This is a genomic window from Azospirillum sp. (assembly GCF_050789165.1).
This window is the reverse complement of record NZ_JBOZRT010000040.1, coordinates 1-23,851: the sequence shown is the minus strand read 5'-3', so window position 1 is coordinate 23,851 and position 23,851 is coordinate 1. Positions and strand designations below refer to the sequence as shown.

Below are 23,851 nucleotides of genomic sequence, written 5' to 3'. Positions count from 1 at the left end.
TGAATCATGCTCAAGCGCATCGTGGGCGTCCTCGCGACGGCCACCGCCGCCGTCGGCCTGCTGGCCGGCACCGCCTCCGCCGCGGACCTCATCCGCATCGGCTCCTTCCTGTCGGCCACCGGCCCGGCCTCCTTCCTCGGCGATCCGGAGAAGAAGGTGCTGGAGCTGTACGTCGACAAGATCAACAAGGACGGCGGCATCAACGGCCGCAGGATCGAACTGATCGTCTATGACGACGGCGCCGACGCCGCCAAGGCCGGCAGCTTCGCCAAGCGCCTGATCGAGAGCGACAAGGTCGACGTCATCGTCGGCGGCACCACCACCGCCGCCACCATGGCCGCGGTGCCGCTGGCCGAGCGCGCCGAGATCCCCTTCATCTCCCTGGCCGGCGCGGTCGTCATCGTCGAGCCGGTGAAGAAGTGGGTGTTCAAGACCCCGCACACCGACCGCATGGCCGCCGAGAAGGTCATGCTCGACCTCAAGAAGCGGGGCCTGAGCAAGCTCGCCCTGCTGTCGGAGGACTCCGGCTTCGGCAAGTCCGGCCGCGAGGAGACGCTGAAGGTCGCCAAGGAGCGCGGCATCGAGATCGTCGCCGACGAGGTCTACGGCGCCAAGGACAACGACGTCACCGCGCAGCTGACCAAGATCCGCAACAACGGGCAGGCGCAGGCCGTGCTGGTGTTCGGCCTGGGGCAGGGGCCGGTGGTGGTGACGCGCAATTACCGCCAGCTCGGCATGGCGCTGCCGCTCTACCACGGCCACGGCGTGGCGTCGAAGGACTTCATCAAGCTGGCCGGCGGTGCGGCCGAGGGCGTGCGCCTGCCGGCGGCCGGCCTCGTGGTGGCCGAGCAGCTGTCCAATGCCGACCCGCAGAAGAAGGTCGTCATGGCCTTCACCGAGGCCTACCAGAAGCAGTTCCAGGCGGAGCCCTCGACCTTCGCGGGCCATGCCTACGACGGGCTGATGCTGGCGGTCGAGGCGATCCGGCGCGCCGGCACGACCGACAAGGCCAAGGTCCGCGACGAGATCGAGAAGACCAAGGGCTACGTCGGCACCGGCGGCACCGTGACCATGTCGCCGACCGACCACATGGGCCTGGGGCTGGACGCCTTCCACATGGTCGAGATCAAGCAGGGCAACTGGCAGCTGGCCGACTGACGGACTTGCACGGCGCCGCTCCTAGCCCCTCTCCCTTGACGGGAGGGGGGTTGGGGAGAGGGTGGCGTCCGCGCAGCCGACCGGAAACGTTCAGCACCTGCCCCCTCTCCCAAACCCCTCTCCCGCGAGGGGAGAGGGGCTCCACCTGGAGACGCCATCACCATGGGCGCCGATTTCCTGCAATTCCTGGTGTCCGGGATCACCGTCGGCGCGATCTACGCGCTGGCCGGCCTGGGCTTCGCGATCATCTACAACGCCAGCACCGTGATCAACTTCGCCCAGGGCGAGTTCATCATGATCGGCGGCATGAGCGCGGCGACGCTGACCGCGGCCGGCCTGCCGTTGCCGCTGGCCATCCTCGTCGGCTGCGCCGCCGCCATGCTGGGCGGCGTGCTGCTGGCCAAGTTCGCCATTGAGAAGGCGCGCAACGCCTCCGTCGTCACGCTCATCATCATCACCATCGGCGCCTCCATCTTCCTGCGCGGGCTGGCCGAGGTGGTGTGGGGCAAGGAGTTCCACCAGTTGGACTCCTTCTCCGGCGACGCGCCCATCCTGCTCCTCGGTGCCGCGATCCTGCCGCAGTCGCTGTGGGTGGTCGGCGTGGCGCTGGTGCTGATCCTGGTCATCGGCTTCTTCTTCACCCGCACGCTGGCCGGCAAGGCCATGCTGGCGACCTCCTACAACCGGCTGGCCGCCCAGCTGGTGGGCGTCAACGTGCGCAAGGTGGTGCTGGCCGCCTTCGCGCTGTCGGCCGCCCTGGGCGCCGTCGGCGGCGCGGTGGTGACGCCGATCACCTTCTCGTCCAGCGAGATGGGCATCATGCTGGGCCTCAAGGGCTTCACCGCCGCCGTGCTGGGCGGCCTCGGCAACGGGCTGGGCGCCGTGGTCGGCGGCCTGATCGTCGGCATCGCCGAGGCGCTGTCCGCCGGCTACCTGTCCTCCGCCTACAAGGACGCGGTGGCCTTCGTCATCATCCTGCTGGTGCTGGTGTTCATGCCGAACGGCCTGTTCGGCAAGCGCGGCACCGAGCGCGTGTAAGGGGAAAGCCGGAATGTCGTCGCATCGACTTGCCCCATTGGCCGTCTTGGCCGTGGTCGCCGCGCTGCTGCCGCTGGCGCTCACCAACAACTTCCTGCTGAACATCGCCATCGTCGCCGGCTTCAACGCCATCGTCTGCGTCGGGCTGAACCTGCTGATCGGCTTCGCCGGGCAGATCAGCCTGGGGCACGCCGGCTTCTTCGGGCTGGGGGCGTACGCCTCGGCGGTGCTGGTGTCCTCCCACGGCTGGCCGCCGCTGGCGGCGCTGCTGGCCGGCGCCGCGGCGGTCGGGCTGCTGGCCTTCGCCGTCGCCAAGCCGATCCTGCGCCTGAAGGGCCATTACCTCGCCATGGCGACGCTGGGCATCGGCATCATCATCTCCATCGTGCTGAAGACCGAGACGAGAATCACCGGCGGCCCCGACGGCATGCCGGTGGACAGCTTCGCCGTCCTGGGCTTCCAGGCCTACGGCGAGAAGGTCTGGTACTGGATCGTCGCGGCGCTGCTGATCCTGGCGGTGTGGGGCGCGCTCAACCTGGTCGACAGCCCGGCCGGCCGGGCGCTGCGCGCCGTGCACGGCGCCGAGGTGGCGGCCGAGACGCTGGGCGTCGACACCGCCGGCTACAAGGTGATGGTGTTCGTGCTGTCCGCGGTGATGGCCAGCGTCACCGGCAGCCTCTCGGCGCACTACCTCGGCTTCATCACGCCGTCGGCCAGCGACTTCTTCCGCTCCATCGAGCTGGTCACCATGGTGGTGTTCGGCGGCATGGCGTCCACCTTCGGCGCCGTGGTCGGCGCGGTGGTGCTGACGGTGCTGCCGCAGCTCCTGACGTCCTTTCATGATTACGAGGCGATGGTGCTCGGCGCCATCCTGATGCTGACCATGGTCTTCATGCCCCGCGGGCTGGTGCCCACGCTCTCCGCCCTGATCGCGCCGCGGAGGCGGGTATGATCGACGCCGCGTCCCCCGCCATGATGGACACCCTCGCCCAAGCCGCCCCCGCCGTCGCCGAACGGGCGTCCCCCCTGCTGCGCGTCGAGAACCTGAGCCGCGAGTTCGGCGGCGTGCTGGCGATCCAGGACCTCAGCTTCACGCTGCCGAAGGGAAGGATCGTCTCGATCATCGGCCCGAACGGCGCCGGCAAGACCACGCTGTTCAACCTGATCACCGGCGTCTACACGCCGACCTACGGGCGCATCCTGTTCGACGGCCGCGACATTTCCGGCCTGCCGCCTTATCTGCTGGCGGCGCGCGGCATGTCGCGCACGTTCCAGAACCTGCAGATCTTCTTCAACATGTCGGCGCTGGAGAACGTGATGGTGGGGCGGCACCTCCACCTCGACCGCGGCGTGCTGGCGGCGCTGTTCCGCCTGCCGCGCCTGGTGCGCAAGGACAAGGAGGCGCGCGAGCTGGCCGCCGAGCTGATGCGCGAGGTGGGCCTGTCCAAGTACATCGACGCCCAGGCCTCGGCCATGCCCTACGGCGCCCTGAAGCGGCTGGAGATCGCCCGCGCGCTGGCCGCGGAGCCGAAGATGCTGCTGCTCGACGAGCCGGCCGCCGGCCTCAACGGCACCGAGAGCCGCGAGATCGACGAGCTGATCAAGCGGATCGCCGCACGCGGCATCACGGTGGTGCTGGTCGAGCACGACATGAAGATGGTCATGGGCATCTCCGACCACATCCTGGCGCTGAACTACGGCCGCAAGCTGGCCGAGGGCACGCCCGCCGAGGTGAGCGCGAACCCCGACGTGATCGCCGCCTACCTCGGCTCGATGGCATAAGGAGACCCCGCCGTGCTTCTCGAGATCAGCGGCATTAACACGCATTACGGCCGCATCCACGCGCTCAAATCCGTCGACCTCGTGGTCAACGAGGGGGAGCTGGTGGCGCTGGTCGGCGCCAACGGCGCCGGCAAGACGACGCTGCTGCGCACCCTGTCCGGCGTGCAGGCGGCGACCAGCGGCACCATCAAGTTCGAGGGCGTCGACATCACCCGCATGACGCCGCATCAGCGCGTCGCCGAGGGCATCCTGCAGGTGCCGGAGGGACGCCAGCTGTTCGGCCCGCTGTCGGTGGAGGACAACCTCCGCCTCGGCGCCTACCGGCGCGGCGGCAAGCCGAACGACGACATCGAGCGGATGTACGCCAGCTTCCCCATCCTCAAGCAGAAGCGCCACCAGCCGGCCGGCACCCTGTCGGGCGGCCAGCAGCAGATGGTCGCCATCGCCCGCGCGTTGATGGCGCATCCGCGCCTGCTGCTGCTCGACGAACCCAGCATGGGCCTCGCCCCGCTGCTGGTCGGCGAGATCTTCAACGCCGTGCAAGGCCTGAAGCAGCAGGGGACCACGATCTTCCTGGTCGAGCAGAACGCCTACGCGGCGCTCGCCATCGCCGACCGCGGCTACGTGCTGGAGACCGGCGAGGTCACGCTGCACGACACCGGCGAGGCGCTGCTGGCCAGCGACCGAGTCAAGCAGGCCTACCTCGGCCTCTGAAGCCCCTCCCCCTCGCGGGGGAGGGGCTTGAACCAAATTACGTCAGCCCCTGGAGAACCGCATGTCCGTTGCTTTCGCCTCCACCGGCGACCTCGAGGAAAAGAAGGTCACCTTCTCGCAGCTCGCCCCCGGCGCCTACGCCTACACGGCGGAGGGCGACCCCAACACCGGCATCATCGTCGGCGACGACGGCGTCATGGTCATCGACGCCCAGGCCACGCCCGCCATGGCCGAGGACGTGATCACCAAGGTGCGCACCGTCACCGACAAGCCGATCAAGTACGTCGTCCTCACCCACTACCACGCGGTGCGCGTGCTGGGCGCCTCGGCCTACGGCGCCGAGCAGATCATCGCCAGCCGCGACACCTGGGACACCATCGTCGAGCGCGGCCAGCAGGACTACGAATCCGAACTGGGCCGCTTCCCGCGCCTGTTCCGCGGCGCCTCCAGCATCCCCGGCCTGACCTGGCCGACGCTGGTGTTCGAGGGCTCGATGACGCTGTTCATGGGCAAGACGCGCGTCGACATCCTGCAGCTCGGCCGCGGCCACACCAAGGGCGACACGGTGGTCTGGCTGCCGGAGCAGAAGGTGCTCTACGCCGGCGACCTGGTGGAGTTCGGGGCCACCCCCTACACCGGCGACGCGTACCTGGAGGACTGGCCGCAGACGCTGTACCGGCTGGCGGCCCTTGGCCCGCACCGGCTGGTGCCCGGCCGCGGCGAGGCGCTGATGACGCCGGAGCTGTGCGGCAAGGCGCTGCAGGAGACCCGCGACTTCGTCAGCGCGCTGTATCAGTCGGTGAAGCAGGCCCGCGCCCGCGGCGCCTCGCTCAAGGAGGCGTTCGCCGAGACCCGCAAGGCGCTGGAGCCGCGCTTCGGCGGCTGGGTGATCTTCGAGCACTGCCTGCCCTTCGACGTGTCGCGCGCCTACGACGAGGCCGGCGGCCTGCGCGACCCGCAGATCTGGACCGCCGAGCGCGACCGTCAGATGTGGGCGTCGCTCCAGGGCTGATGGCCCAGTCGTTGGTTTGGGCCCTTCCCTGTGTCAGGATGACGGAAAATCAGGGGAGGGACACCGCATGGCACGCATCGCCTTCATCGGCCTGGGCAACATGGGCGGGCCGATGGCCCGCAACCTGCTGACGGCCGGGCACACCGTCGTCGGCGTCGACCTCGCGCCGGCCGCCTGCGCGGCGCACGCCGCGGCCGGCGGCACCGTCGCCGCCAGCACGGCGGAGGCGGTGCGCGACGCGGACGCCGTCGTCACCATGCTGCCGGTCGGCCGCCACGTGCGCGAGGTGGTGCTGGGGGAGGGCGGGGTGCTCGCCTCCGCCGCTCCGGGGACGCTGCTCATCGACAGCTCTACCATCGACGTGGAGACGGCGCGCGCCGTCGCCGCGCAGGCCGAGGCGGCGGGCTTCCCGATGGTCGACGCGCCGGTGTCCGGCGGCACGGTGGGGGCCGAGGCGGCGACGCTCACCTTCATGGTCGGCGGGCCGGAAGAGGCGTTCCGGCGCGCCGAACCGCTGCTCCAGCCGATGGGCCGCACCATCGTGCACGCCGGGCCGTCGGGCAGCGGGCAGGCGGCGAAGATCTGCAACAACATGATCGCCGGCACCACCATGATCGCGGTGGCCGAGGCGTTCATCCTGGCCGAGCGCCTCGGCCTCGACGCGCAGAAGCTGTTCGACGTCGCGTCCAAATCCTCCGGCCAGTGCTGGTCGCTGACCACCTACTGCCCGGTTCCCGGCCCGGTGCCGACCTCGCCGGCCAACCGCGACCACAAGCCGGGCTTCGCCGCCGCGCTGATGTGGAAGGACCTCAAGCTGGCGCAGCAGGCCGCCGCGGCGACCGGTGCCGCCACCCCGCTCGGGGCCCAGGCGGCGGCGCTGTACGCGCTGTTCTGCGGCAGCGGGCACGGCGACCTGGACTTCTCCGGCATCGTCCGCATGCTGCGCGGGGAGGGCTGAGCCATGCGCGTCGCCGTCGTCGGCTGCGGAACCGTCGGGGCGAGCTGGGCCGCCCTGTTCCTGGCGCACGGTCTGGACGTGTCCGCCACCGACCCGGCGCCCGGCGCGCGTGAGCGGCTGGAGCGCTTTGTCGAGCGGGCGCTGGCGCAACTCGCCGACCTCGGCTGCGCGGGCGGCGGGACGCTGTCCTTTCATGACGCCATGGCGGATGCCCTGGAGGGCGCCGGCTTCGTGCAGGAGAACGCGCCGGAGAACGAGGCGCTGAAGCGCCGCCTGCTGGCGGAGATCGACGCGCTGGTCCCGCCGGAGGTCACCGTCGCCAGCAGCACCTCCGCCCTGCTGCGCAGCGCCATCGTGGCGGAGTGCCGGACGCCGGGCCGGCACGTCGTCGCCCATCCCTTCAACCCGCCGCACCTGCTGCCGCTGGTCGAGATCGTCGGCGACGACCCGGCGGTGGTGGAGGACGCCTGCGCCTTCTATCGTTCGCTCGGCCGCCATCCGGTGGTGCTGAGGCGCGAGATGCCGGGGCACATCGCCAACCGGCTCAGCTCGGCCCTCTACCGCGAGGCGGTGCATCTGGTGGAGCAGGGGGTGGCGAGCGTCGCCGACATCGACGCGGCGATCAGCCACGGCCCCGGCCTGCGCTGGGCGATCATGGGGCCGCACATGACCTACCACCTGGGCGGCGGCGAGGGCGGCATCGCCCACTACCTCGCCCATCTCGGGCCGAGCCAGGTCCGCCGCTGGGCATCGCTCGGCAGTCCGAGCCTTGGACCGGACGTGCAGGCCCGCATCGTCGAGGGCGTCGCCGAGGAGGCCGCCGGCCGCTCGGTCGCCGACCTGGAGGCGGAGCGCGACCGCGCGCTGATGGCGTTGCTCCGGGCGCTCGGGCGTTAGATCGGATTGTGATCCGATCTTGGACCGCGACGGCGGTCCCGGGCGCGCGTGCGCCCGAAGCCCGGCCGGCATGTGAGGCCATTTGAATCTAAAGCGGATCACAATCCGCTTTAGGCGTCGGCCACCCGCACACCGCCGTCGCTGCCCAGCAGCGCCTCGATCAGCCGGTGCACCTTCAGCGCCTCGCGGCCGTCGACGCGCGGTCGGCCGTCGCCGTCGAGCGCGTCGAGGAAGTTCGCCAGCACGGCGCGGTGGTGCAGGTTGGGGAAGTTCATCGGGTCGGCGCCGCCGCCCAGCGTGCCCTTCTCGCCGCCCTCGCGGATCGCCTCGCCGGTGTGCAGGTCCACCTCCAGCGTGTCGCCGGACAGCACGGCGGAGCCGGCGGTGCCGGCGATCTCGATGCGCTCGGGGAAGCCGGGGAAGGCCGCGGTGGTCGCGTTCACCGTCGCCAGCAGGCCGTTCTCGTAGCGCAGCGCCGCCGCGACCACGTCCTCGGTGTCGATGGTGCGCAGCGGGCTGGTGCCGGCGAAGCCCGCCACCGCGCGCGGCAGGCCCAGCAGGCTGACGAACAGGTCCAGCGTGTGGATTGCCTGGGTCAGCAGCACGCCGCCGCCGTCGCGCGCCTTCATGCCGCGGCCGGGCTGCGCGTAGTAGCCGGCGTCGCGCCACCAGCGCACGGACACCGCCGCCGAGACGGGCCGGCCCAGCACGCCGCGCTCCAGCAGGTCGGCCAACCGCTCCGCCGAGGCGCGGAAGCGGTGCTGGAAGACGACGCCGAGGGTGAGGCCGGCGCGCTCCATGGTCTCGACCACGGCGCGGGCGCCCTCGGGCGTGGCGTCCAGCGGCTTTTCCAGCAGCACGTGCTTGCCGGCGGCGGCGCAGCGCGCCACCACGTCGGCGTGGCTGTCGGGCGGCGTCAGGACCAGCACCGCCGACACCGTCGGGTCGTCCAGGATCGTCTCCATCCGGTCCACCACCGGCAGGCGGAAGGTCTTGGCGAACGCCTCGCGGCGCGACGGGGTGGGGCTGAAGCAGCCGGCGACGTCGACGCGGCTGGCCAGGTCGATGAGGCTCTGGGCGTGCGGCGCGGCCGCCATGCCCAGGCCGATCACGCCGATGCGACGGCGGGTCATGTCAGCGGTCGCCCAGCTCGTGCTCGATCTCGACGACGAGGCGCTCGGCGATGGTGACCGACGTGCGGCGGTCGGCCTCGTCCATGCCCTGCTGCGGGTCGCGGCGGGCGGTGAAGGATTCCGAACGGCACAGCCGGCGGCCGGAGGCGCAGACCATCACCTCGTAGTTGCGGGAATCCTCGTTGAACAGGCATTCGGATTCGAAGCCTTTGGCGTCGGTCTCGGTCCACATGATCGACTTGCTCATCGCACTCGGCCCCCTGTTGCCTGTCACCGCCGATCGGGCGGCGCTTCGCTTTCGATCTCGTCGAGGACGGCCTCCGGGGCGACGTCCCGCTTGATCTCGTCCAATTCTTGATCGACCGCGGTGCGCACGTCCAGCCGCTCGGCGATGGCGGCGACCAGGGTTGCGAGTTTGGTGATCTCGTGCTCGGCCAGCAGGCTGATCTGCAGGTCGAGGTCGGCGCGCTTGTCCGCCGTCTTCGCCATGCGGTTCTGGCTGATCAGCACGAAGGTGGACAGGAAGATCGCCTCCACCGAGGCCATCATCGCCAGCTCCACGAACGACTCGTCCCACTTGGGCACGCCGGGGATCCAGCCGAGGTTGGCGATGATCCAGAACCCGAAGAAGGCGAGGTGCAGGTAAACGAACGTCATGCTGCCGGTGAAGCGGGTGATCCCGTCGGCGATCCGCTCTTCGAAGCTGGCCTTGGCCTCCTCGTGCTGGCGCCGCCGCTGCAAGGCCTGGATGTTGCGCTCCAGCACCGAGCTGAGGCCCGGCGGCTTGGGCGGAGGGCGGGTGGGCCCCTGACGGGTGGCGGCGGTCGGCGCGCGATGATCGTCCATGCCGACAGAACCGGGCCGGCGGGAATCCGTTCCCTGGGAAGGAGGGGGAGCGATGCGACAAGACGGCGGAGTTCATGAGCTGCATGAGAAATATGTTCTAATCAACTGCATAAATTCAGATTTTTTGATTTTTATGGCGCCCCCTTCACCGTCATCCCCGCGAAGGCGGGGATCCAGGCAACGTTGGCAACGCCTTGATTTCGCATGACTCCCTGGATCCCCGCCTTCGCGGGGATGACGGCGAGGGGAAGGGGATGGCCGTGAGGGGCAGCGCAGAGCGTGTCGGCGGATGTTCCCATCAGAAAGGCGGCTCAATGCCTTGAAAAGCCGTACTTCGTCGCAAAACCACGGATTTGCGAACGCAAATACCACCACTGACAACAAAACAAGAACTCGTCATTTCGGCAAACGCCCCCATCTCTAGTCCGGTGCGCATCGGCAGGAGGCTCGGATGGCGACGCTGAAGGAATTCGAGGAGGCGCTGAAGGCCGCGGGCAACACCGCGGCGCTGGAGATTCTGGAGACGCTCCGGGAGCGCGACCGCGCCAACCGCTCGATCCGCCCGGCGCGGCGGCTGACCGGGCGGAAGATGACGCCGGAGCTGGCGGGGGAGATCCTGCACCTCCACCACACCACGCAGATGACGCAGCAGGAGATCGCCTTCCAGCTCGGCGTCAACCAGGGCCGGGTGAACGAGGTGATCAAGCGCGGCAAGTGGCTGGACGGCGACCCCGCCGCCGCGGAGGCCGTCGCCCGCGACAAGGCGGTGGACCGCGCCAAGCGCGGCGTCGGCATCGCCCCGCGCCGGGCGCCGGCCCGCCCCAAGGCCACGCCCCCCAACGCCACGCCCTCCAAGCCCACCCCCAAGGCGGCGAAGCCGGCCAAGGCGCCGTCGAGCAGCAAGCCGACGCCCCCGGCGCAGCTGCTGTTCGACGGGCTGTGAGGCGTCAGCGCTTCGGCGGCTCCTGGGTGCCGCGCGGGTCGCGGGCGGCGCGCTCGATGGCCTCGCCGGCGTCCTGCATCATCCGGCCGGCTCCGCGGGCCACGTCGCCCGCGGCCTCGCCGACCCGTTCGGCCGCCTGATCCACCGCGCGGCCGGCTTCGGCGCCGGCCTTCTCGGCGGAGGTCTGGTCGTCGCACGCCGCCAGCGGCAGCGTCAGCACCGCCGCGATGGTCAGCATGCGCAGGAATGGGTTTCCAAACATCGCTCGTCCTTGCAAAGCTTCCCTCCTGACAAAACGTCTGTCGGGGCAAACGGTGCCCGGACGGGAGTGCAGGGGAGGGACGCATGGAGACGCAACGGCCGTCGGCCGACACGCTGCGTGGCTGGGCCGCGACGCTGCTGACACGGGCCGGGCTGGCCGAGGAGCGCGCGGGCGTCGTCGCCGACGTGCTGATGGAGGGTGACCTGCTCGGCCACGACACGCACGGCCTGCAACTGCTGGCCCCGTACCTGGACGAGATCGCCGCCGGCCGCATGGCGACCCGGGGCGAGCCCGAAGTGGTGTCGGACGCGGGCGCGCTGGCGCTGTGGGACGGCGGCTGGCTGCCCGGCCCCTGGCTGGTGCGCCGGGCGATCGACGCGGCCTCGGCCCGCGCCGCCGAGCACGGCAGCGCCACCGTCGTGATCCGCCGCAGCCACCACATCGCCTGCCTCGCCGCCTACCTGCGGCCGGTGGCGGAGGCCGGGCGGCTGATCATCCTCGCCTCATCCGACCCGGCGGTGGCCAGCGTGGCGCCGTTCGGCGGGCTGTCGCCGGTGGTGACGCCCAATCCCATCGCCGCCGGCATCCCGACGGAGGGCGGGCCGATCCTGCTGGACGTCAGCACCTCGATCACCACCAACGGCATGACCGGGCGCCTTCACAAGCAGGGCGGGCGCCTGCCGCACCCCTGGGTGCAGGACGCGCACGGCCGGACGACCGACGACCCGGCGGCGCTGTTCACCGACCCGCCCGGCACCATCCTGCCGATCGGCGGCCAGGACCACGGCCACAAGGGCTTCGCCCTGTCGCTGCTGGTCGAGGCGCTGACCGCCGGCCTCGGCGGCTACGGCCGGGCGGAGCCGGAGAAGCGCTGGGGCGCGGCGGTGTTCCTGCAGATCGTCGATCCGGCGCGTGCCGGCGGGCAGGGCGCCTTCCGCCACCAGATGGAGGCGCTGGCCCGCAGTTGCCGCGAGTCCCGCGTGCCGGAGGGCGCGCCGCCGGTCCGCCTGCCCGGCGAGCGCGGGCTGGAGCGGCGCCGGCAGCAGCTCGAGTCCGGCGTGGCGCTGTCGCCGGCGATCCTCGACGCGCTGCGCGGCAAGTCGGCGGCGCTCGGTGTGCCGGTGCCGGAGGGGCTGGGCTGAGCCCTACCGCCCCGCGCGCCGGCAGCCGTCGAGCACTTGGTCGATGGCGGCGCGCTCGCGGGCGTCCACCGCCAGCTCCCAGCGCAGCTTCACCGCCACCCAGTCGGCGACGTAGCGGCAGAGCTGCGTGCGGTCGGGCGGCAGCCACTCGTCCGGTCCCTTGGAGCCCTTGGCCCGGTTGACGGCGGCGGCGACGGTGACCAGCGTGCGGCGGTCGGTCAGGTCGTTGGCGTAGGCGGCGCGGCGCTCGCGGCTCCAGGCGTGGCCGCCGCTGTCGTGCGCCTCGTCCAGCGGCACGCGGTGGTCGATGTCCAACTCGTGCGGATCGCGGGATTCCTGGCCGGTGTAGGAGTCGCGCCAGCGCCCGCGGATCACCCGGCAGCCGTCGGAGGAGAGTTGCACCGGCTCCAGGCTGTCGCGGATCAGCACCGCGGCGCGCACGTCGCGGCAGCTGCCGGGCACCTCGGCCCAGTGCGGCCAGTCCTCGCGGCGATAGCCCTTCTGCTTCTCGGCCACCACCCGGACGCGGGCGAGCCAGCCCTCGACCTCCGCCACGTCGACCCGCGCGGCGTCGGGGGGCACCGCCGGCACGCGGTAGGCGGGGCGCTTCGGCTCCTGGCCGAGCAGCCGTTCCACCGTGCCGGGCGGCAGCAGATCCAGCCGTTCGAGCAGCGCCGCCCCGCCCAGCAGCGCCAGCGCCAGCAGCAGCGCGCCCGGCGACAGGCGCCGCCACGACCGCCGTCCGCCGCCGTTCCATCGATCCATCGCCGATCCCCCGTCCGTCCGCCGGCGATCATTACGGCGCGCGCGCTCCGTTGAAAAGGTCCAAGCCCCCCGAAAGGCGCAGGGCACGAGACCTCCGGCTGCGGCTATTTGCGCAGCGTGGCGCGCCGTGACACGCGTATACTCGTGCCCGTCGGAACGCTTCGCATCGGACGGAGCCCATGGTTCACAACGACACCAACGCGGCGCCCGCCGGCCACCGGCTGGTGGTCGGCCGCGACGGCCTCGACGCCCTGATCGCCGCGCTGCAAGGCGATGGCTACGCGGTGATCGGCCCCCGCGTGCGCGACGGCGCCATCGCCTACGAGCCGGTCGACAGCACCGCCGACCTCCCCATCGGCGTCATCGACGAGCAGGACGGCGGCCATTACCGCCTGAACACCGGCCCGGACGAGACGCTGTTCGGCTACACGGTCGGCCCGCACAGCTGGAAGCGCGCGCTGTACCCGCCGCGGCAGTCGCTGTGGACGGCGGCGCGCGACCCGGAGAAGGGCTTCACCGTGGAGAAGCCCGACGACACGCCGCCGCGCCAGGCGTTCCTCGGCGTCCGGCCGTGCGAACTGAAGGCGCTCGGCATCCACGACCAAGTGTTCGGCGTGCAGCCGCACGACGGCGGGCACGGCGCCCCGCAGTTCACCGACCAGGGCTACGCCGCGCGGCGGGCCACGGCGTTCGTGGTCGCGGTCAACTGCGGGCGGGCGGGCGGCACCTGCTTCTGCACGTCGATGGGCGGCGGCCCGAAGGCCGAGGGCGGCTACGACCTCGCCATCACCGAGATCAACCGCAACGGCTGGCACGACTTCCTGGTCGAGGCGGGCAGCGAACACGGCCGCGCCATCCTGGACGCGCTGCCCGGCCGGCGGGCCGAGGTGTACGACGTGCAGGCCGCCCAAGCCGTCACCGACGCCGCGCGCGGGCAGATGGGCCGCGCCATGGTGCCGGACGTCGCCGGCCTGCTGGCGAAGACCCTGGAGCACCCGCGCTGGGACGAGGTGGCGAAGCGCTGCCTGTCCTGCGCCAACTGCACCATGGTCTGCCCGACCTGCTTCTGCTCGACCATGGAGGACGTGACCGACCTCGCCGGCGAACGGACGGAGCGGGTGCGGCGCTGGGATTCCTGCTTCACCCTGGACTTCTCCTACATCCACGGCGGCAGCATCCGGCAGAGCACGGCGTCGCGCTACCGCCAGTGGATCACCCACAAGCTGTCGACCTGGCACGAGCAGTTCGGCACCTCGGGCTGCGTCGGGTGCGGGCGCTGCATCACCTGGTGCCCGGTCGGCATCGACATCACCGAGGAAGCCCGCGCGATCCACGACAGCACGCGTGGCGACGCAAAGGGCACCGACGAGGGGAGGGCGTGAGATGGTGGCGATCGAGGGGCTGGGCCGGCTGCTGGCCGAACATCCGTTCTTCCGGGACATGAGCTCGGACGTCCGCGACATCGTCGTCGGCTGCTGCGCCAACGCGCACTACCGGCCCGGCGAGTACCTGTTCAAGGAGGGCGGCAAGGCCGACCACTTCTACCTGATCCGCCAGGGCAGCGTCGCCGTGGAGGTGCACGCGCCCGGCCGGCCCGCGGTGGTGGTGGAGAACATCGGCGAGGGCGAGATCATCGGCTGGTCCTGGCTGGTGCCGCCCTACGTCTGGACCTTCGACGCCCGCGCCACCGATCAGGTGCGCGCCATCACCATCGACGGCGCCTGCCTGCGCACCAAGCTCGAGGCCAACCACGAGCTCGGCTACCAGCTCTACCAGCGCTTCATCCCGATCATGGGGCGCCGCATCTCCGAGGCGCGGCTGCGCATCGTCGAGCTGACCACGGACGCCGTCTACTGAGCACCACCGCTGCGGAGCGACCGTCATGGACGGCACCCTACCGACCCGCGTGAACGCTTCCCCCGCCCCTGCGCCCGACCCGATGGACACGCGGCCGTTCCGCATCGTCCGCCGCATCGCCGAGGTGGACGGCTGCTTCACGCTGCACCTGCGCTCGCTGGACGGCCGGCCGCTGGTCTACCAGCCCGGACAGTTCAACATGCTCTACGCCTTCGGCGCGGGCGAGGTGGCGATCTCCATCTCCGGCGACTGCCGCGACCTGACCACGCTGGTGCACACCATCCGCGAGGTCGGCACGGTGACCAAGGCGTTGGCGAAGCTGAAGGTCGGCGACGTGGTCGGCGTGCGCGGCCCGTTCGGCCGGGCATGGCCCATCGAGGAGGCGTACGGCAACGACATCCTGTTCGTCACCGGCACCATCGGCCTCGCCCCCCTGCGCCCGCTGATCCACGAGGTGCTGCACCGGCGCGAGCACTTCGGCAAGGTGGTGATCTGCTACGGCTCGCGCGGCACCCACGACATCCTGTACGAGAAGGACCTGCACCGCTGGCGCGGGCGCTTCGATTTGCAGGTGCACGTCACCGTGCACTCGGCCCCAAGCGGCTACCGCGGGCGGGTGGGCAGCGTCGCCAACCTCGTCAAGATCGCCCGCTTCGACCCGGAGCTCACCACCGCCTACGTCTGCCGGTCGGAGACCATGACCCGCCCCGCCGTGCAGGCGCTGCACGAGCGCGGCATCACCTCGGACCGTATCTACGTGACGCTGGAGCGCAACATGAAGTGCGGCGTGGGCTTCTGCGGGCACTGCCAGATGGGCGGCTCCTTCATGTGCAAGGACGGGCCGGTGTACCGCTACGACACCATCGAGGACATCTTCACGGTGCGGGAGCTGTAGCCATGGTCCAGGCCCGAAAATCCAAACAGGCCAAACCCAAGCTCGCGGTGTGGAAGTTCTCGTCCTGCGACGGCTGCCAGCTCTCGCTGCTCGACCTCGAGGACGAGCTGCTGGAGGTCGCCGGGGCGGTGGAGATCGCCTATTTCCTCGAGGCGACGCGGGTGGAGATCAAGGGGCCGTACGACGTCTCGCTGGTCGAGGGCTCGATCACCACGCCGCACGACGCCGTCCGCATCAAGAAGATCCGCGCCCAGTCGAAGGTGCTCGTCACCATCGGCGCCTGCGCCACCGCGGGCGGCATCCAGGCGCTGCGGAACTTCCGCGACGTCGACGGCTTCATCAGGGCGGTCTACGCGCACCCCGCCTACATCGACACGCTGGCGACCTCGACGGCCATCCAGGACCACGTGGCGGTGGACTTCGAGCTGCGCGGCTGCCCGGTGAACAAGCACCAGCTGCTGGAGGTGCTGAACGCCACGCTGAACCGCCGCAAGCCGGTGATCCCCGCGCACAGCCAGTGCGTGGAGTGCAAGATGGCGGGCACGATCTGCGTGACGGTGGCGCACGGCACGCCGTGCCTGGGGCCGGTTACGCAGGCCGGCTGCGGCAACCTGTGCCCGGGCTTCGCGCGCGGCTGCTACGGCTGCTTCGGCCCGAAGGAGAACCCCAACACCGCCAGCCTCGCCCGGCACATGGCGGCGCTGGGGGTGGGCAGCCGCGACATCGCCCAGGCCTTCCGCTCCTTCAACGCCAACGCCGAGACCTTCCGGAAGGAGGGTGATGCCCATGACGATCGCTGAAACCGCCAGCCGCACCATCAAGGTGGACGCGCTCGCCCGCGTGGAGGGGGAGGGGGCCCTGACCGTCCGGGTCAAGGACGGGGTCATCACCGACGTCAAGTTCCGCATCTTCGAGCCGCCGCGCTTCTTCGAGGCGCTGCTGAAGGGCCGTCCCTATTCCGACGCGCCGGACATCACGTCGCGCATCTGCGGCATCTGCCCGGTCGCCTACATCGCCGGCGCCAGCCAGGCCATGGAGGACGCGCTGGGCGTCGACATCGGCGAGGGGGTGCGCAAGCTGCGCCGCCTGATGTACTGCGGCGAGTGGGTCGAGAGCCACGTGCTGCACGCCTACCTGCTGCACGCGCCGGATTTCCTGGGGATGGAGGACGCCCTCCAGATCGCCAAGGTGCACCCGGAGCTGGTCGAGCGCGGCCTGCAGCTGAAGAAGCTCGGCAACCGCATCATCGAGGTCATCGGCGGCCGCGCCATCCACCCGGTCAACACCAGGGTCGGCGGCTTCTACAAGTCGCCCCGCAAGGCCGAGGTGCGCGCCCTCATCGAGCCGCTGAAGCGCGCGGTCGACGAATCTCTGGCGACCGTCAGGGTCTTCGCCGGCCTGGAGTTCCCCGACTACGAGCACGACTACACCTTCGTCGCCCTGCACCACGACGAGGACTACGCCATCGAGCGCGGCCGGCTGGTCTCCAACCGCGGGCTGGATATCCCGGTCTCCGCCTTCGAGGAGCATTTCGACGAGGAACACGTCCGGCACTCCACCGCCCTGCACGGCGTGATGACGGACGGCAGCGGCCCCTACATGGTCGGCCCGCTGGCCCGCTACGCGCTGAACCACGCGCAGCTGTCGCCGCTTGCCCGGCAGGCCGCTTACGACGCCGGCCTGGGTCCGGTCGAGCGCAACCCGTTCAAGAGCATCGTCGTCCGCGCGGTGGAGGTGCTGTACGCCTTCGAGGAGGCGCTGAAGCTGGCGGAACGCTATGAGGAACTGGCGATCCCGGCGCCGCCGATCGCCCCTGGCGCCGGGCGCGGCCACGGCTGCACAGAGGCGCCCCGCGGCCTGTGCTGGCACCGCTATGACCTGGACGGGGAGGGGCGCATCACGCACGCCCGCATCGTCCCGCCGACGGCGCAGAACCAGAAGCAGATCGAGCGCGATCTGTGGGGCGTGGTGCAGGCCCACCTGCACCTGCCCGACGAGCAGCTGAAGTGGCGCTGCGAGCAGGCGATCCGCAACTACGACCCCTGCATCTCCTGCGCCACGCACTTCCTGACGCTGACGGTGGAGCGCGGCTGATCAGCGCTTCGTCAGCACGTCGATGAACATCGGCGCCCACATGACGAAGCACCAGACGACGCCGAGGAAGACGCCGCGGGTGAGGTCGTCGAAGGTCGGCTCCTCCAGGCGGAACAGCCGCCAGGTGGCTTCGCGGTTCTCGTCCTCGCGATTGCGGGTGATGGTCATCGGATCGTACCCTGTGCTGCCGAGGTGTGCGGGATGGGATCGTTGAGAACGGATGCCGGACGGCCGCCGTTCCGCCCCTGTCCGAAGGGTGAAGGGGCCACGCGATGACGCTGGTGCTGGGTATCGGAAACCGCTTCCGCCGCGACGACGGCGTCGGTCCGGCGGTCGCCGACCGGCTGGCGGCGCTGGGAATCCCGGCGCAGGAGCATTCGGGCGAGGGCGCCGGCCTGATCGAGGCGTGGCGCGGCCAAGCCCGCGTCGTCGTGGTCGACGCCACGCAGTCCGGTGCCGAATCGGGCACCGTCGTGCGGCTGGACGCCGTGGGCGCCGCACCGCCGCGCGGCCTGTTCCGCTATTCCAGCCATCTGTTCGGCCTCGCCGAGGCGGTGGAGACGGCCCGCGCGCTCGGCCACCTGCCGGAACGCCTGGTGATCTGGGGAATCGAGGGCGCCGACTTCGGCTTCGGCGACGCGCTGACGCCCGCCGTGGCCGAGGCCGCGGACCTGGTGGCGCAGCGCATCGCCGCCGAACTCACAGCACCGCCCAGCTGACCGTGGCGCCCAGCCCCTCCAGGAGGCCGGTGCGGCAGGTCAGCCCGTAGGCGGCGCGCGCCTTGGCCGGATCGCCGATGGACACGCGGATGTCGCCCGGCCGCGCCGGCCGGTGCAGGCGCCGTGCCTTCTTGCCGCACAGTTCCTGCAGCACGTCCAGCAGCATCAGGATCGAGGTCGGCCGGCCGGTGCACAGATTGTAGACCGCCGCCCCCTGCGAGCGCTTCTGCATGGAGGCCATCAGGAAGCGCACCACGTCGCCGACGTAGACGAAGTCGCGCACCTGCTCGCCGTCGCCGTGGATCTCCACCTCCTCGCCGCGCGCCACCCGGCGGGCGAAGATCGAGATGACGCCGGAGTAGGGCGACAGCGGGTCCTGGCGCGGCCCGTAGACGTTGAAGAAGCGGAAGCCCACGGTGGGAACGTTGTGGATCTCCCACGCCACGCGGGCGTGCAGCTCGCAGCCCAGCTTGTCCACGCCATAGGCCGAGCGCGGCTGCGGCACGCAGTCCTCGCCCAGCGGCGTGTCCGGGTTGTCGCCGTACACCGCGGCGGAGGAGGCGTAGACCACCGGCACCGACCCGCCATCGCGGATGGCGCGCGCCACCTCGAACACCGTCACGGCGCCGCCGACATTGGTGCGGTGCGTCTCCGCCCACAACTCCTTGGAGCGCTGCACCGAGGCGACGGCGGCAAGGTGGAACACGCCGTCCACGCCGTCCATGGCGTGCCGCACGGCGTCGGCATCGGCGACGTCGCCGACCACCAGCTCGGCGCGCGACGGCTTGTTCTCCAGCCGGCCGGTGGACAGGTCGTCGAGGATGGTGACGGCGTGCCCCTCGCCCAACAGGGCATCGGCCAAGTGCGAACCGATGAAGCCGCAGCCGCCGGTGACCAGATAGTGCGCCATCGCGCCAGCTCCTTCGTCTACCAACGAAGCCTGATATGGGGCAGGGCGGGCGATCCCCTACCTCTTCTTCGGGGTTAGCGGGGCGGCGCAGGATGGGAGCCCCTCTCCGGACGGGGAGGGCGATTCGGCGCGCCACCCCGCACCCCGCGCCGGGCAACGACGGCCACGGGTTCAACAGGCTTATCCACGGAGCTGTCCACCATTTTGTGGATAACTCCGGTCAAGAGCGCTGTCCCATCCTTGTTCCATCCTTGCCGGAGGAGGGGCGGTTGCCCGCCCTGCGCATTTATGGTAAATACGGACCATGGACTCGATCCGCCGCACCGGAGACCGCAGCACCGACCCGATCCGCCCCGACGGTGGCGGAGCCCGCGCGCTGTCCGCCGGCCGCGGCGGTGGCCGGGTGGGGGAGGTCGGCACCCCGGGGCGGCAGCGCATCCCGTCGGTGCGCCAGCTCGCCAGCCTGATGGTGAACGGCATCCTGACGCTGCCGCGCAACTACCGCCGCGGCATGTTCCTCGACATCACCGCCTGATTTTCGAAGCGCGCGGAAACCCAGCGCGGCCTTGAGCGTTGAGCGTTCAGGACGTGCGAGGGGGACACGCGACATGCCGTGGGATGCGCGGACCGGCGGCTGGCCGGCGTCGAGGGAGATCCTGGAACAGCTCTTCGTCCACGAACGGCGCTCGTACGGCGAGATCGCCGACCTGTTCGGCACGACGCGCAACGCGGTGGCCGGGCGCTGCCACCGGCTGGGGCTGGCGTCGCACGACGGCGTCGGCGGCTACGCCGTGCAGCGGCGGCGGGAGGAGGAGCGCTCGACGCGGGAACCGCGCGGCTGCCGCTGGATCCAGGGCGACCTGGGCGACGAGGACTGGACCTATTGCCAGGAGCGCCGGCGGCCGGGCTCCTCGTATTGCGAACGCCATCACCGCCGCGTCTTCGTGCGGCGCAGCCCGTGAGAGGGCGCCCGCCCGCATTGCCTAAAATCGCATAATGGTGATTATGGAAATAATATACGGTGGCCGGGGCAGGCCATCCCGTGTCGATCCGGCCATCGTGACACTTTCGATAAAGTTTCGCTTGCGCCCAAGCCTCCGGTCGGATATCTACGGCGCCCTTGCCGGTGCACGATGTCCCCATCGTCTAGAGGCCTAGGACACCGCCCTCTCACGGCGGCAACCGGGGTTCGAATCCCCGTGGGGACGCCACCCTCCGCATCCATCCTGCGGAGGTATGCCAAACGCTCCGCCTCCTCTCTTTTTCCCGGGGAATGCTGCCGAAGGCGACTTGTATGTCTTCGGTGGGGCCGTCGCGACCGCGGCGGCGAGGGAGGACGTCGATATGGCGCGCATGGTTCGGTGCTGCGCAGTGGCGCTCGCGCTGTTTTCGTTCGGGTCCGCGTGCGGAGCGGAAACGCTGGATTGCTGGCTGCTGACGGGAAACGCACTGGAGCAGGCCCGGCACCAGGGGTTGTGCCTGGACAGCTTCGCCCGCAACACGACCGACGCCACGCCGCCCCACGGGGGAAGGATCGCCAGCTCGAAAGACCGCGGCAGGCACGCCACGGGCGCCGACGGCGTGAAAACGACGGCGCTTCCCGCAAGGCCGAACCGGGCGCGCGCCGGGGAGGACAACGACGCCCGCCCTGCGCCCCCCCAGCCGCCCGGCGTCGATCCGGAACCGATGCGGACGTACACCGCCGAGGCGCAGCCCACGGTCCGGAAAGATCCGGTGACGCAAGCCGTGTCCGCCGTTCAGCAGGAACTCGAACGGTTCACCCGGGACGTCGAGCGGGACTTCGGTCTGCTCGGGCGGGCCCTGCTGCAGGGCGGCTCCTCCGGAACCCCTTCGCATTCCCCGCATTCGGGGCGGTGAGCGGGGCTCACCGTCCGGGGGGCCGCGCCCAGTCCCGCGCCTCGTCCAGGCGGTCGCCGGCCAGGACCTTGTCCAGGTGCACCAGCATCCGGCCCGGCCGGTCCTCCTCGAGAACCCGGTAGACGTGCGTCCACAGCCCGAAACGGCGGTGCACCACCACGTACACCGTCCCGCGCACGAAGCGCCGGCCGCTGTCCGGCAGCGGACATGGCCCGACGGCGACGGCGGTGTCGTCCGGGCCGAGGATCAGCGACAGGTCGGGCTGCGACAGGTCGAGCGGGGCGATGGAAAGGCTGTCCGGCATAAAAAATCCCTCCTCTGGTTCGGCGAGGAGGGCTGACGCGGCGGCTCGGTCCCGTTTGGTTGCCGGTACGGCCACATCCTCCCTCGCGGGAGCACCACCTTGCCCGGGTCGGCAGGTTGGTGTTGGGCGTCAGCCCAACTCTTGATGCTGGGGCGTGTATACAGCCTGGAGCGCGGCGGCGCAAGCGCCGCGCTCCAAAATCCTCACGCGGCCTGGGAGCGCACCTCGTCCAGGAAGCCCGCCATCTCGGCGGACAGCGCGCGGCTCTGCTCGCACAGGCCGCGCGCGGCGGACAGCACGGCGGCGGCGGTGCCGCCCGCGTTTTCTGTGGTGTGCGCCAGCCCGGCGACGGTCGAGGACACGCCCTGGCTGCCGAGCGCCGCCATCTCCACCGCCCGCGCGATCTCCCGCGTGGCGGCGTTCTGTTCGCCGACCGAGGCGGTGACGGCGCCGGAGATGGAGTCGATCTCGGTGATCGTCGCGGCGATGGCCTGGATCGCCGCCGCCGCCTCGCGCGTCACGCCCTGCATGGCGGCGACGTGCGCGTTGATCTCGTCGGTCGCCCTGGCGGTCTGGTCGGCGAGGCCCTTCACCTCGCTGGCCACCACCGCGAAGCCCTTGCCGGCCTCCCCTGCCCGTGCCGCCTCGATGGTGGCGTTGAGGGCCAGCAGGTTGGTCTGCTTGGCGATGGCGTGGATCAGCTCGACCACCTGCCCGATCCGCCCGGCGCTGGCGATCAGGCCCTGCACCGTCTCGTTGGTGCGGCCGGCGTGCGCCACCGCGGCGCCGGCGATGCGGGCGGAGTGGCCGACCTGCTCCTCGATGCCGTGGATGGAGCCGGCGAGTTCGGTCGCGGCGGCGGCGGCGGAGCGGACGTTGCCGAGGATGGCGGCGGCCTCGCGCGCCGCCTCCTGCGACCGCGCCGAGGCGTCGCCGGCCTCCTCCGCCATGGTGCCGGCGCTGCCGGCCATGCCCTGCGCGGACGCCGCGATGCCCTCCACCAGCCGGCTCACCCGGCTCTGGAAGCGGTCGGCGAGGGCGCAGAGCGCGGCGCGCTTGTCGCGCTCCGCGCGGGCGGTCGCCTCGGCCTGGTCGGCGTGCATCCGCTGGATGGCCTCGGCGTTGTCGCGGAAGACGCGCAGCGAGTCCGCCATGTCGCCGATCTCGTCGTGCCGGCCGGCGCCCGGCACCGCCACGCCGGTGTCGCCGCGCGCAAGCTGCGCCATCACCGCCGCCATGGCGCGCAGCGGCCTCACCACCACGCGGCCGAGCAGGACGTTGAGCAGCAGGATCTGCACCGCCAGCGCCAGCAGCGCCGCCGCGACCTGCCCGCGCATCTGCCCCTGGATCGCGGCGACCTGCTCCTCCAGGCTCCAGGCGATCTGGAGCACGCCGATCAGCCGGTTGCTCTTGCCGCTGACCACCGGCACCGCCACCACGATGTGCCCGTTGCCGGAGCGCACCTGCACCCCTGCCCCGCCCTTCGCGGCCCCGCCCTTCGCGGCCCCGCCCTTCGCGGCCTCGGCCAGATCCGCGTCGGCGCCGAGGTCGTAGCGGGCGAAGCGCGGGTTGGCGAAGTCCACCAGCGCCCCGGCCGACACCGACAGCGCGCGCAGCGAGGCCAGCTGCACCTCGTTGGAGTTGGCGAGCGGCATGAACTCGCTCTCCACCGCCGCGCCGTCGCCGGCCAGGATGCCGACGCGCACGGCGTTGGCGAGCATCTCCGTCTTCACGCGGGCATCGTGCGCGGCAAGGCGCACCGCGTCGCGGTACTGCATGGCCGCCTGCATGCCCATGATGGCGACGAAGCCGCCGAGCAGAGCGGCGACGAAGGCGGCGGTGACCTTCCGCCCGATGGTCCAGAAACGGCGCCGCGTGTCCCCAGGCATGCTCGACCCTTCCGTATGCTGTTCAGGAAAAGGCCGCCGGCCGCCGCGCCCCGAACCGGAGGGGGCGGCCGGCGCGCGAGTGTCCCCCTTCCCGCCCGGAGAGGCTCCGGCGGGTGCGGAAAGGGGGTGGACGCTCCGGTGATAAGGTCAGGCGGGCTGCCGGCGCCGCTCGCGCCAGCCGAACAGGCCAACGCGCTCGTACAGCCAGGGGTACTGGCGGACCATGCGCCGGGCCATGCCGGCGGAGTAGGACAGCCAGACGATCACCGCCAGCACGCCGGTGTGGAACAGGTACCCCCAGGCCGACAGCAGCTCGCCGCCGAACAGCCCGAAGACCAGGAAGCGGTCGCCGGCGCCGAGCAGCGCGGCGTAGCCGAACACCGCCCCCAGCGGCTTCCACCCCGATGCCAGCGACTGGCCGGTCAGCCAGCCGCAGCCGCCGAACACCACCAGGGTCAGCCCGATGAAGACGCCGGGCGAGGATCCCAGAAGCTGTTCCATCAGTGCCCTCCCTCGAGATAGGCGGCGCGGACCTCCGGGTCGGCCAGCAGCTCGGCCCCGGTGCCGCTCATGGTGATGCGGCCGGTGACCATGACGTAGGCGCGGTGGGCGAGCTTCAGCGCGTGATAGGCGTTCTGCTCGACCATGAAGACGG

The 23,851-nt window shown here is 71.2% G+C and carries 29 protein-coding genes, 1 tRNA gene, 1 pseudogene and 1 riboswitch; of the genes and pseudogenes, 20 read left to right on the top strand and 11 right to left on the bottom strand.

Translation table 11 applies throughout. The features are described from left to right. The first annotated feature begins 6 nt into the window (after positions 1-6). The 8 genes from ACRWK7_RS09290 to ACRWK7_RS09255 all read left to right on the top strand — a co-directional run bounded on the left by ACRWK7_RS09290 (position 7) and on the right by ACRWK7_RS09255 (position 7,559). Positions 7-1,158: an ABC transporter substrate-binding protein gene (locus tag ACRWK7_RS09290; protein WP_431855925.1), complete on the top strand. Its 1,152-nt coding sequence runs from the start codon at positions 7-9 to the stop codon at positions 1,156-1,158. Positions 1,159-1,320: 162 nt separating this feature from the next. Then, a complete protein-coding gene (locus ACRWK7_RS09285) occupies positions 1,321-2,196 on the top strand; it encodes a branched-chain amino acid ABC transporter permease (RefSeq protein WP_431855924.1) in 876 nt (291 codons plus the stop codon). Between the two features lie 13 nt (positions 2,197-2,209). Further along, positions 2,210-3,148, top strand: coding sequence for a branched-chain amino acid ABC transporter permease (locus ACRWK7_RS09280; protein WP_431855923.1), 939 nt, complete (start codon positions 2,210-2,212; stop codon positions 3,146-3,148). A gap of 23 nt (positions 3,149-3,171) precedes the next feature. Then, positions 3,172-3,978, top strand: a complete 807-nt coding sequence (locus tag ACRWK7_RS09275) for an ABC transporter ATP-binding protein (protein WP_431856019.1) — start codon at positions 3,172-3,174, stop codon at positions 3,976-3,978. Between the two features lie 12 nt (positions 3,979-3,990). Then, positions 3,991-4,692: an ABC transporter ATP-binding protein gene (locus tag ACRWK7_RS09270; RefSeq protein ID WP_431855922.1), complete on the top strand. Its 702-nt coding sequence runs from the start codon at positions 3,991-3,993 to the stop codon at positions 4,690-4,692. 61 nt (positions 4,693-4,753) lie between these two features. Continuing rightward, complete coding sequence (locus ACRWK7_RS09265) at positions 4,754-5,704, top strand: MBL fold metallo-hydrolase (RefSeq protein WP_431855921.1); 951 nt, start codon at positions 4,754-4,756, stop codon at positions 5,702-5,704. Positions 5,705-5,771: 67 nt separating this feature from the next. Next, positions 5,772-6,662 carry a 3-hydroxyisobutyrate dehydrogenase gene (gene mmsB / locus ACRWK7_RS09260; RefSeq protein ID WP_431855920.1) on the top strand — a complete coding sequence of 297 codons (891 nt, stop codon included), beginning with the start codon at positions 5,772-5,774 and terminating at the stop codon, positions 6,660-6,662. A gap of 3 nt (positions 6,663-6,665) precedes the next feature. Beyond that, positions 6,666-7,559, top strand: coding sequence for a 3-hydroxyacyl-CoA dehydrogenase NAD-binding domain-containing protein (locus tag ACRWK7_RS09255; RefSeq protein ID WP_431855919.1), 894 nt, complete (start codon positions 6,666-6,668; stop codon positions 7,557-7,559). A gap of 110 nt (positions 7,560-7,669) precedes the next feature. Here ACRWK7_RS09255 and ACRWK7_RS09250 read toward each other — a convergent pair whose 3' ends face one another. The 3 genes from ACRWK7_RS09250 to ACRWK7_RS09240 are packed head-to-tail and all read right to left on the bottom strand — an operon-like array spanning position 7,670 to position 9,538. After that, on the bottom strand, positions 7,670-8,692 hold the full coding sequence (locus tag ACRWK7_RS09250) for a Gfo/Idh/MocA family protein (protein WP_431855918.1): 1,023 nt from the start codon (positions 8,690-8,692) through the stop codon (positions 7,670-7,672). Between the two features lies 1 nt (position 8,693). After that, entirely contained in the window at positions 8,694-8,939 is a 246-nt protein-coding gene (locus tag ACRWK7_RS09245; protein WP_431855917.1) for a hypothetical protein, read from the bottom strand. Between the two features lie 23 nt (positions 8,940-8,962). Beyond that, positions 8,963-9,538: a DUF1003 domain-containing protein gene (locus ACRWK7_RS09240; RefSeq protein WP_431855916.1), complete on the bottom strand. Its 576-nt coding sequence runs from the start codon at positions 9,536-9,538 to the stop codon at positions 8,963-8,965. Positions 9,539-9,989: 451 nt separating this feature from the next. Here ACRWK7_RS09240 and ACRWK7_RS09235 point away from each other — a divergent pair, with 451 nt between their 5' ends. Next, positions 9,990-10,481 carry a hypothetical protein gene (locus ACRWK7_RS09235; protein WP_431855915.1) on the top strand — a complete coding sequence of 164 codons (492 nt, stop codon included), beginning with the start codon at positions 9,990-9,992 and terminating at the stop codon, positions 10,479-10,481. Positions 10,482-10,485: 4 nt separating this feature from the next. Here the strand turns inward: ACRWK7_RS09235 and ACRWK7_RS09230 are convergent, their stop codons facing one another. Continuing rightward, positions 10,486-10,743, bottom strand: a complete 258-nt coding sequence (locus ACRWK7_RS09230) for a hypothetical protein (RefSeq protein ID WP_431855914.1) — start codon at positions 10,741-10,743, stop codon at positions 10,486-10,488. A gap of 83 nt (positions 10,744-10,826) precedes the next feature. Here ACRWK7_RS09230 and ACRWK7_RS09225 point away from each other — a divergent pair, with 83 nt between their 5' ends. Then, positions 10,827-11,885, top strand: coding sequence for an Ldh family oxidoreductase (locus tag ACRWK7_RS09225; protein WP_431855913.1), 1,059 nt, complete (start codon positions 10,827-10,829; stop codon positions 11,883-11,885). Between the two features lie 3 nt (positions 11,886-11,888). Here the strand turns inward: ACRWK7_RS09225 and ACRWK7_RS09220 are convergent, their stop codons facing one another. Then, the gene (locus ACRWK7_RS09220) at positions 11,889-12,650 is read right to left on the bottom strand and encodes a GmrSD restriction endonuclease domain-containing protein (protein ID WP_431855912.1); all 762 of its coding nucleotides are present in this window, start codon (positions 12,648-12,650) and stop codon (positions 11,889-11,891) included. A 179-nt stretch (positions 12,651-12,829) separates the two neighbouring features. On the opposite strand from ACRWK7_RS09220, the gene ACRWK7_RS09215 reads away from it, so the two are divergent. The 5 genes from ACRWK7_RS09215 to ACRWK7_RS09195 are packed head-to-tail and all read left to right on the top strand — an operon-like array spanning position 12,830 to position 17,496. After that, positions 12,830-14,032, top strand: a complete 1,203-nt coding sequence (locus ACRWK7_RS09215) for a 4Fe-4S dicluster domain-containing protein (RefSeq protein ID WP_431855911.1) — start codon at positions 12,830-12,832, stop codon at positions 14,030-14,032. A gap of 1 nt (position 14,033) precedes the next feature. After that, positions 14,034-14,507: a cyclic nucleotide-binding domain-containing protein gene (locus ACRWK7_RS09210; protein ID WP_431855910.1), complete on the top strand. Its 474-nt coding sequence runs from the start codon at positions 14,034-14,036 to the stop codon at positions 14,505-14,507. 25 nt (positions 14,508-14,532) lie between these two features. Beyond that, positions 14,533-15,402, top strand: coding sequence for an FAD/NAD(P)-binding protein (locus ACRWK7_RS09205; protein ID WP_431855909.1), 870 nt, complete (start codon positions 14,533-14,535; stop codon positions 15,400-15,402). A 2-nt stretch (positions 15,403-15,404) separates the two neighbouring features. Beyond that, positions 15,405-16,202, top strand: coding sequence for an oxidoreductase (locus ACRWK7_RS09200; RefSeq protein WP_431855908.1), 798 nt, complete (start codon positions 15,405-15,407; stop codon positions 16,200-16,202). Next, positions 16,189-17,496: a Ni/Fe hydrogenase subunit alpha gene (locus ACRWK7_RS09195; protein ID WP_431855907.1), complete on the top strand. Its 1,308-nt coding sequence runs from the start codon at positions 16,189-16,191 to the stop codon at positions 17,494-17,496. Before ACRWK7_RS09200 ends, ACRWK7_RS09195 begins: the two co-directional genes overlap by 14 nt. Here ACRWK7_RS09195 and ACRWK7_RS09190 read toward each other — a convergent pair whose 3' ends face one another. Continuing rightward, positions 17,497-17,664: a hypothetical protein gene (locus tag ACRWK7_RS09190; protein WP_158284105.1), complete on the bottom strand. Its 168-nt coding sequence runs from the start codon at positions 17,662-17,664 to the stop codon at positions 17,497-17,499. 104 nt (positions 17,665-17,768) lie between these two features. Between ACRWK7_RS09190 and ACRWK7_RS09185 the strand changes: the two genes are divergently transcribed. Then, positions 17,769-18,215: a hydrogenase maturation protease gene (locus tag ACRWK7_RS09185; RefSeq protein WP_431855906.1), complete on the top strand. Its 447-nt coding sequence runs from the start codon at positions 17,769-17,771 to the stop codon at positions 18,213-18,215. Here ACRWK7_RS09185 and ACRWK7_RS09180 read toward each other — a convergent pair. Then, a complete protein-coding gene (locus ACRWK7_RS09180) occupies positions 18,196-19,125 on the bottom strand; it encodes an NAD-dependent epimerase/dehydratase family protein (protein ID WP_431855905.1) in 930 nt (309 codons plus the stop codon). The two genes, ACRWK7_RS09185 and ACRWK7_RS09180, sit on opposite strands and share 20 nt — an antisense overlap. Before the next feature lie 304 nt (positions 19,126-19,429). Between ACRWK7_RS09180 and ACRWK7_RS09175 the strand changes: the two genes are divergently transcribed. From ACRWK7_RS09175 to ACRWK7_RS09160, 4 genes are all read left to right on the top strand, one after another. After that, positions 19,430-19,660: a hypothetical protein gene (locus ACRWK7_RS09175; RefSeq protein WP_431855904.1), complete on the top strand. Its 231-nt coding sequence runs from the start codon at positions 19,430-19,432 to the stop codon at positions 19,658-19,660. A gap of 73 nt (positions 19,661-19,733) precedes the next feature. After that, entirely contained in the window at positions 19,734-20,087 is a 354-nt protein-coding gene (locus ACRWK7_RS09170) for a GcrA family cell cycle regulator (RefSeq protein WP_431855903.1), read from the top strand. A 173-nt stretch (positions 20,088-20,260) separates the two neighbouring features. Beyond that, positions 20,261-20,336, top strand: a tRNA-Glu gene (locus tag ACRWK7_RS09165). 133 nt (positions 20,337-20,469) lie between these two features. Next, complete coding sequence (locus ACRWK7_RS09160; protein WP_431855902.1) at positions 20,470-21,003, top strand: hypothetical protein; 534 nt, start codon at positions 20,470-20,472, stop codon at positions 21,001-21,003. 7 nt (positions 21,004-21,010) lie between these two features. Here the strand turns inward: ACRWK7_RS09160 and ACRWK7_RS09155 are convergent, their stop codons facing one another. From ACRWK7_RS09155 to ACRWK7_RS09140, 4 genes and pseudogenes are all read right to left on the bottom strand, one after another. Further along, complete coding sequence (locus ACRWK7_RS09155) at positions 21,011-21,307, bottom strand: hypothetical protein (protein WP_431855901.1); 297 nt, start codon at positions 21,305-21,307, stop codon at positions 21,011-21,013. A 45-nt stretch (positions 21,308-21,352) separates the two neighbouring features. Next, positions 21,353-21,460: riboswitch (SAM-I-IV-variant riboswitch) on the bottom strand. Between the two features lie 50 nt (positions 21,461-21,510). Next, the gene (locus ACRWK7_RS09150) at positions 21,511-23,196 is read right to left on the bottom strand and encodes a methyl-accepting chemotaxis protein (protein WP_431855900.1); all 1,686 of its coding nucleotides are present in this window, start codon (positions 23,194-23,196) and stop codon (positions 21,511-21,513) included. Positions 23,197-23,343: 147 nt separating this feature from the next. Further along, entirely contained in the window at positions 23,344-23,697 is a 354-nt protein-coding gene (locus ACRWK7_RS09145) for a DUF6867 family protein (RefSeq protein WP_431855899.1), read from the bottom strand. Then, positions 23,697-23,851, bottom strand: a pseudogene (locus ACRWK7_RS09140) (ABC transporter ATP-binding protein); the annotation flags it as partial. The pseudogene ACRWK7_RS09140 and the gene ACRWK7_RS09145, both read right to left, overlap by 1 nt.

Bases quoted from the DNA above. Each gene is read 5' to 3' on its own strand.
- ACRWK7_RS09290 (WP_431855925.1), top strand. From the start codon at position 7: ATGCTCAAGCGCATCGTGGGCGTCCTCGCGACGGCCACCGCCGCCGTC.
- ACRWK7_RS09285 (WP_431855924.1), top strand. From the start codon at position 1,321: ATGGGCGCCGATTTCCTGCAATTCCTGGTGTCCGGGATCACCGTCGGC.
- ACRWK7_RS09280 (WP_431855923.1), top strand. From the start codon at position 2,210: ATGTCGTCGCATCGACTTGCCCCATTGGCCGTCTTGGCCGTGGTCGCC.
- ACRWK7_RS09275 (WP_431856019.1), top strand. From the start codon at position 3,172: ATGGACACCCTCGCCCAAGCCGCCCCCGCCGTCGCCGAACGGGCGTCC.
- ACRWK7_RS09265 (WP_431855921.1), top strand. From the start codon at position 4,754: ATGTCCGTTGCTTTCGCCTCCACCGGCGACCTCGAGGAAAAGAAGGTC.
- mmsB (WP_431855920.1), top strand. From the start codon at position 5,772: ATGGCACGCATCGCCTTCATCGGCCTGGGCAACATGGGCGGGCCGATG.
- ACRWK7_RS09255 (WP_431855919.1), top strand. From the start codon at position 6,666: ATGCGCGTCGCCGTCGTCGGCTGCGGAACCGTCGGGGCGAGCTGGGCC.
- ACRWK7_RS09250 (WP_431855918.1), bottom strand. From the start codon at position 8,692: ATGACCCGCCGTCGCATCGGCGTGATCGGCCTGGGCATGGCGGCCGCG.
- ACRWK7_RS09245 (WP_431855917.1), bottom strand. From the start codon at position 8,939: ATGAGCAAGTCGATCATGTGGACCGAGACCGACGCCAAAGGCTTCGAA.
- ACRWK7_RS09240 (WP_431855916.1), bottom strand. From the start codon at position 9,538: ATGGACGATCATCGCGCGCCGACCGCCGCCACCCGTCAGGGGCCCACC.
- ACRWK7_RS09235 (WP_431855915.1), top strand. From the start codon at position 9,990: ATGGCGACGCTGAAGGAATTCGAGGAGGCGCTGAAGGCCGCGGGCAAC.
- ACRWK7_RS09230 (WP_431855914.1), bottom strand. From the start codon at position 10,743: ATGTTTGGAAACCCATTCCTGCGCATGCTGACCATCGCGGCGGTGCTG.
- ACRWK7_RS09225 (WP_431855913.1), top strand. From the start codon at position 10,827: ATGGAGACGCAACGGCCGTCGGCCGACACGCTGCGTGGCTGGGCCGCG.
- ACRWK7_RS09220 (WP_431855912.1), bottom strand. From the start codon at position 12,650: ATGGATCGATGGAACGGCGGCGGACGGCGGTCGTGGCGGCGCCTGTCG.
- ACRWK7_RS09215 (WP_431855911.1), top strand. From the start codon at position 12,830: ATGGTTCACAACGACACCAACGCGGCGCCCGCCGGCCACCGGCTGGTG.
- ACRWK7_RS09210 (WP_431855910.1), top strand. From the start codon at position 14,034: ATGGTGGCGATCGAGGGGCTGGGCCGGCTGCTGGCCGAACATCCGTTC.
- ACRWK7_RS09205 (WP_431855909.1), top strand. From the start codon at position 14,533: ATGGACGGCACCCTACCGACCCGCGTGAACGCTTCCCCCGCCCCTGCG.
- ACRWK7_RS09200 (WP_431855908.1), top strand. From the start codon at position 15,405: ATGGTCCAGGCCCGAAAATCCAAACAGGCCAAACCCAAGCTCGCGGTG.
- ACRWK7_RS09195 (WP_431855907.1), top strand. From the start codon at position 16,189: ATGACGATCGCTGAAACCGCCAGCCGCACCATCAAGGTGGACGCGCTC.
- ACRWK7_RS09190 (WP_158284105.1), bottom strand. From the start codon at position 17,664: ATGACCATCACCCGCAATCGCGAGGACGAGAACCGCGAAGCCACCTGG.
- ACRWK7_RS09185 (WP_431855906.1), top strand. From the start codon at position 17,769: ATGACGCTGGTGCTGGGTATCGGAAACCGCTTCCGCCGCGACGACGGC.
- ACRWK7_RS09180 (WP_431855905.1), bottom strand. From the start codon at position 19,125: ATGGCGCACTATCTGGTCACCGGCGGCTGCGGCTTCATCGGTTCGCAC.
- ACRWK7_RS09175 (WP_431855904.1), top strand. From the start codon at position 19,430: ATGGACTCGATCCGCCGCACCGGAGACCGCAGCACCGACCCGATCCGC.
- ACRWK7_RS09170 (WP_431855903.1), top strand. From the start codon at position 19,734: ATGCCGTGGGATGCGCGGACCGGCGGCTGGCCGGCGTCGAGGGAGATC.
- ACRWK7_RS09160 (WP_431855902.1), top strand. From the start codon at position 20,470: ATGGCGCGCATGGTTCGGTGCTGCGCAGTGGCGCTCGCGCTGTTTTCG.
- ACRWK7_RS09155 (WP_431855901.1), bottom strand. From the start codon at position 21,307: ATGCCGGACAGCCTTTCCATCGCCCCGCTCGACCTGTCGCAGCCCGAC.
- ACRWK7_RS09150 (WP_431855900.1), bottom strand. From the start codon at position 23,196: ATGCCTGGGGACACGCGGCGCCGTTTCTGGACCATCGGGCGGAAGGTC.
- ACRWK7_RS09145 (WP_431855899.1), bottom strand. From the start codon at position 23,697: ATGGAACAGCTTCTGGGATCCTCGCCCGGCGTCTTCATCGGGCTGACC.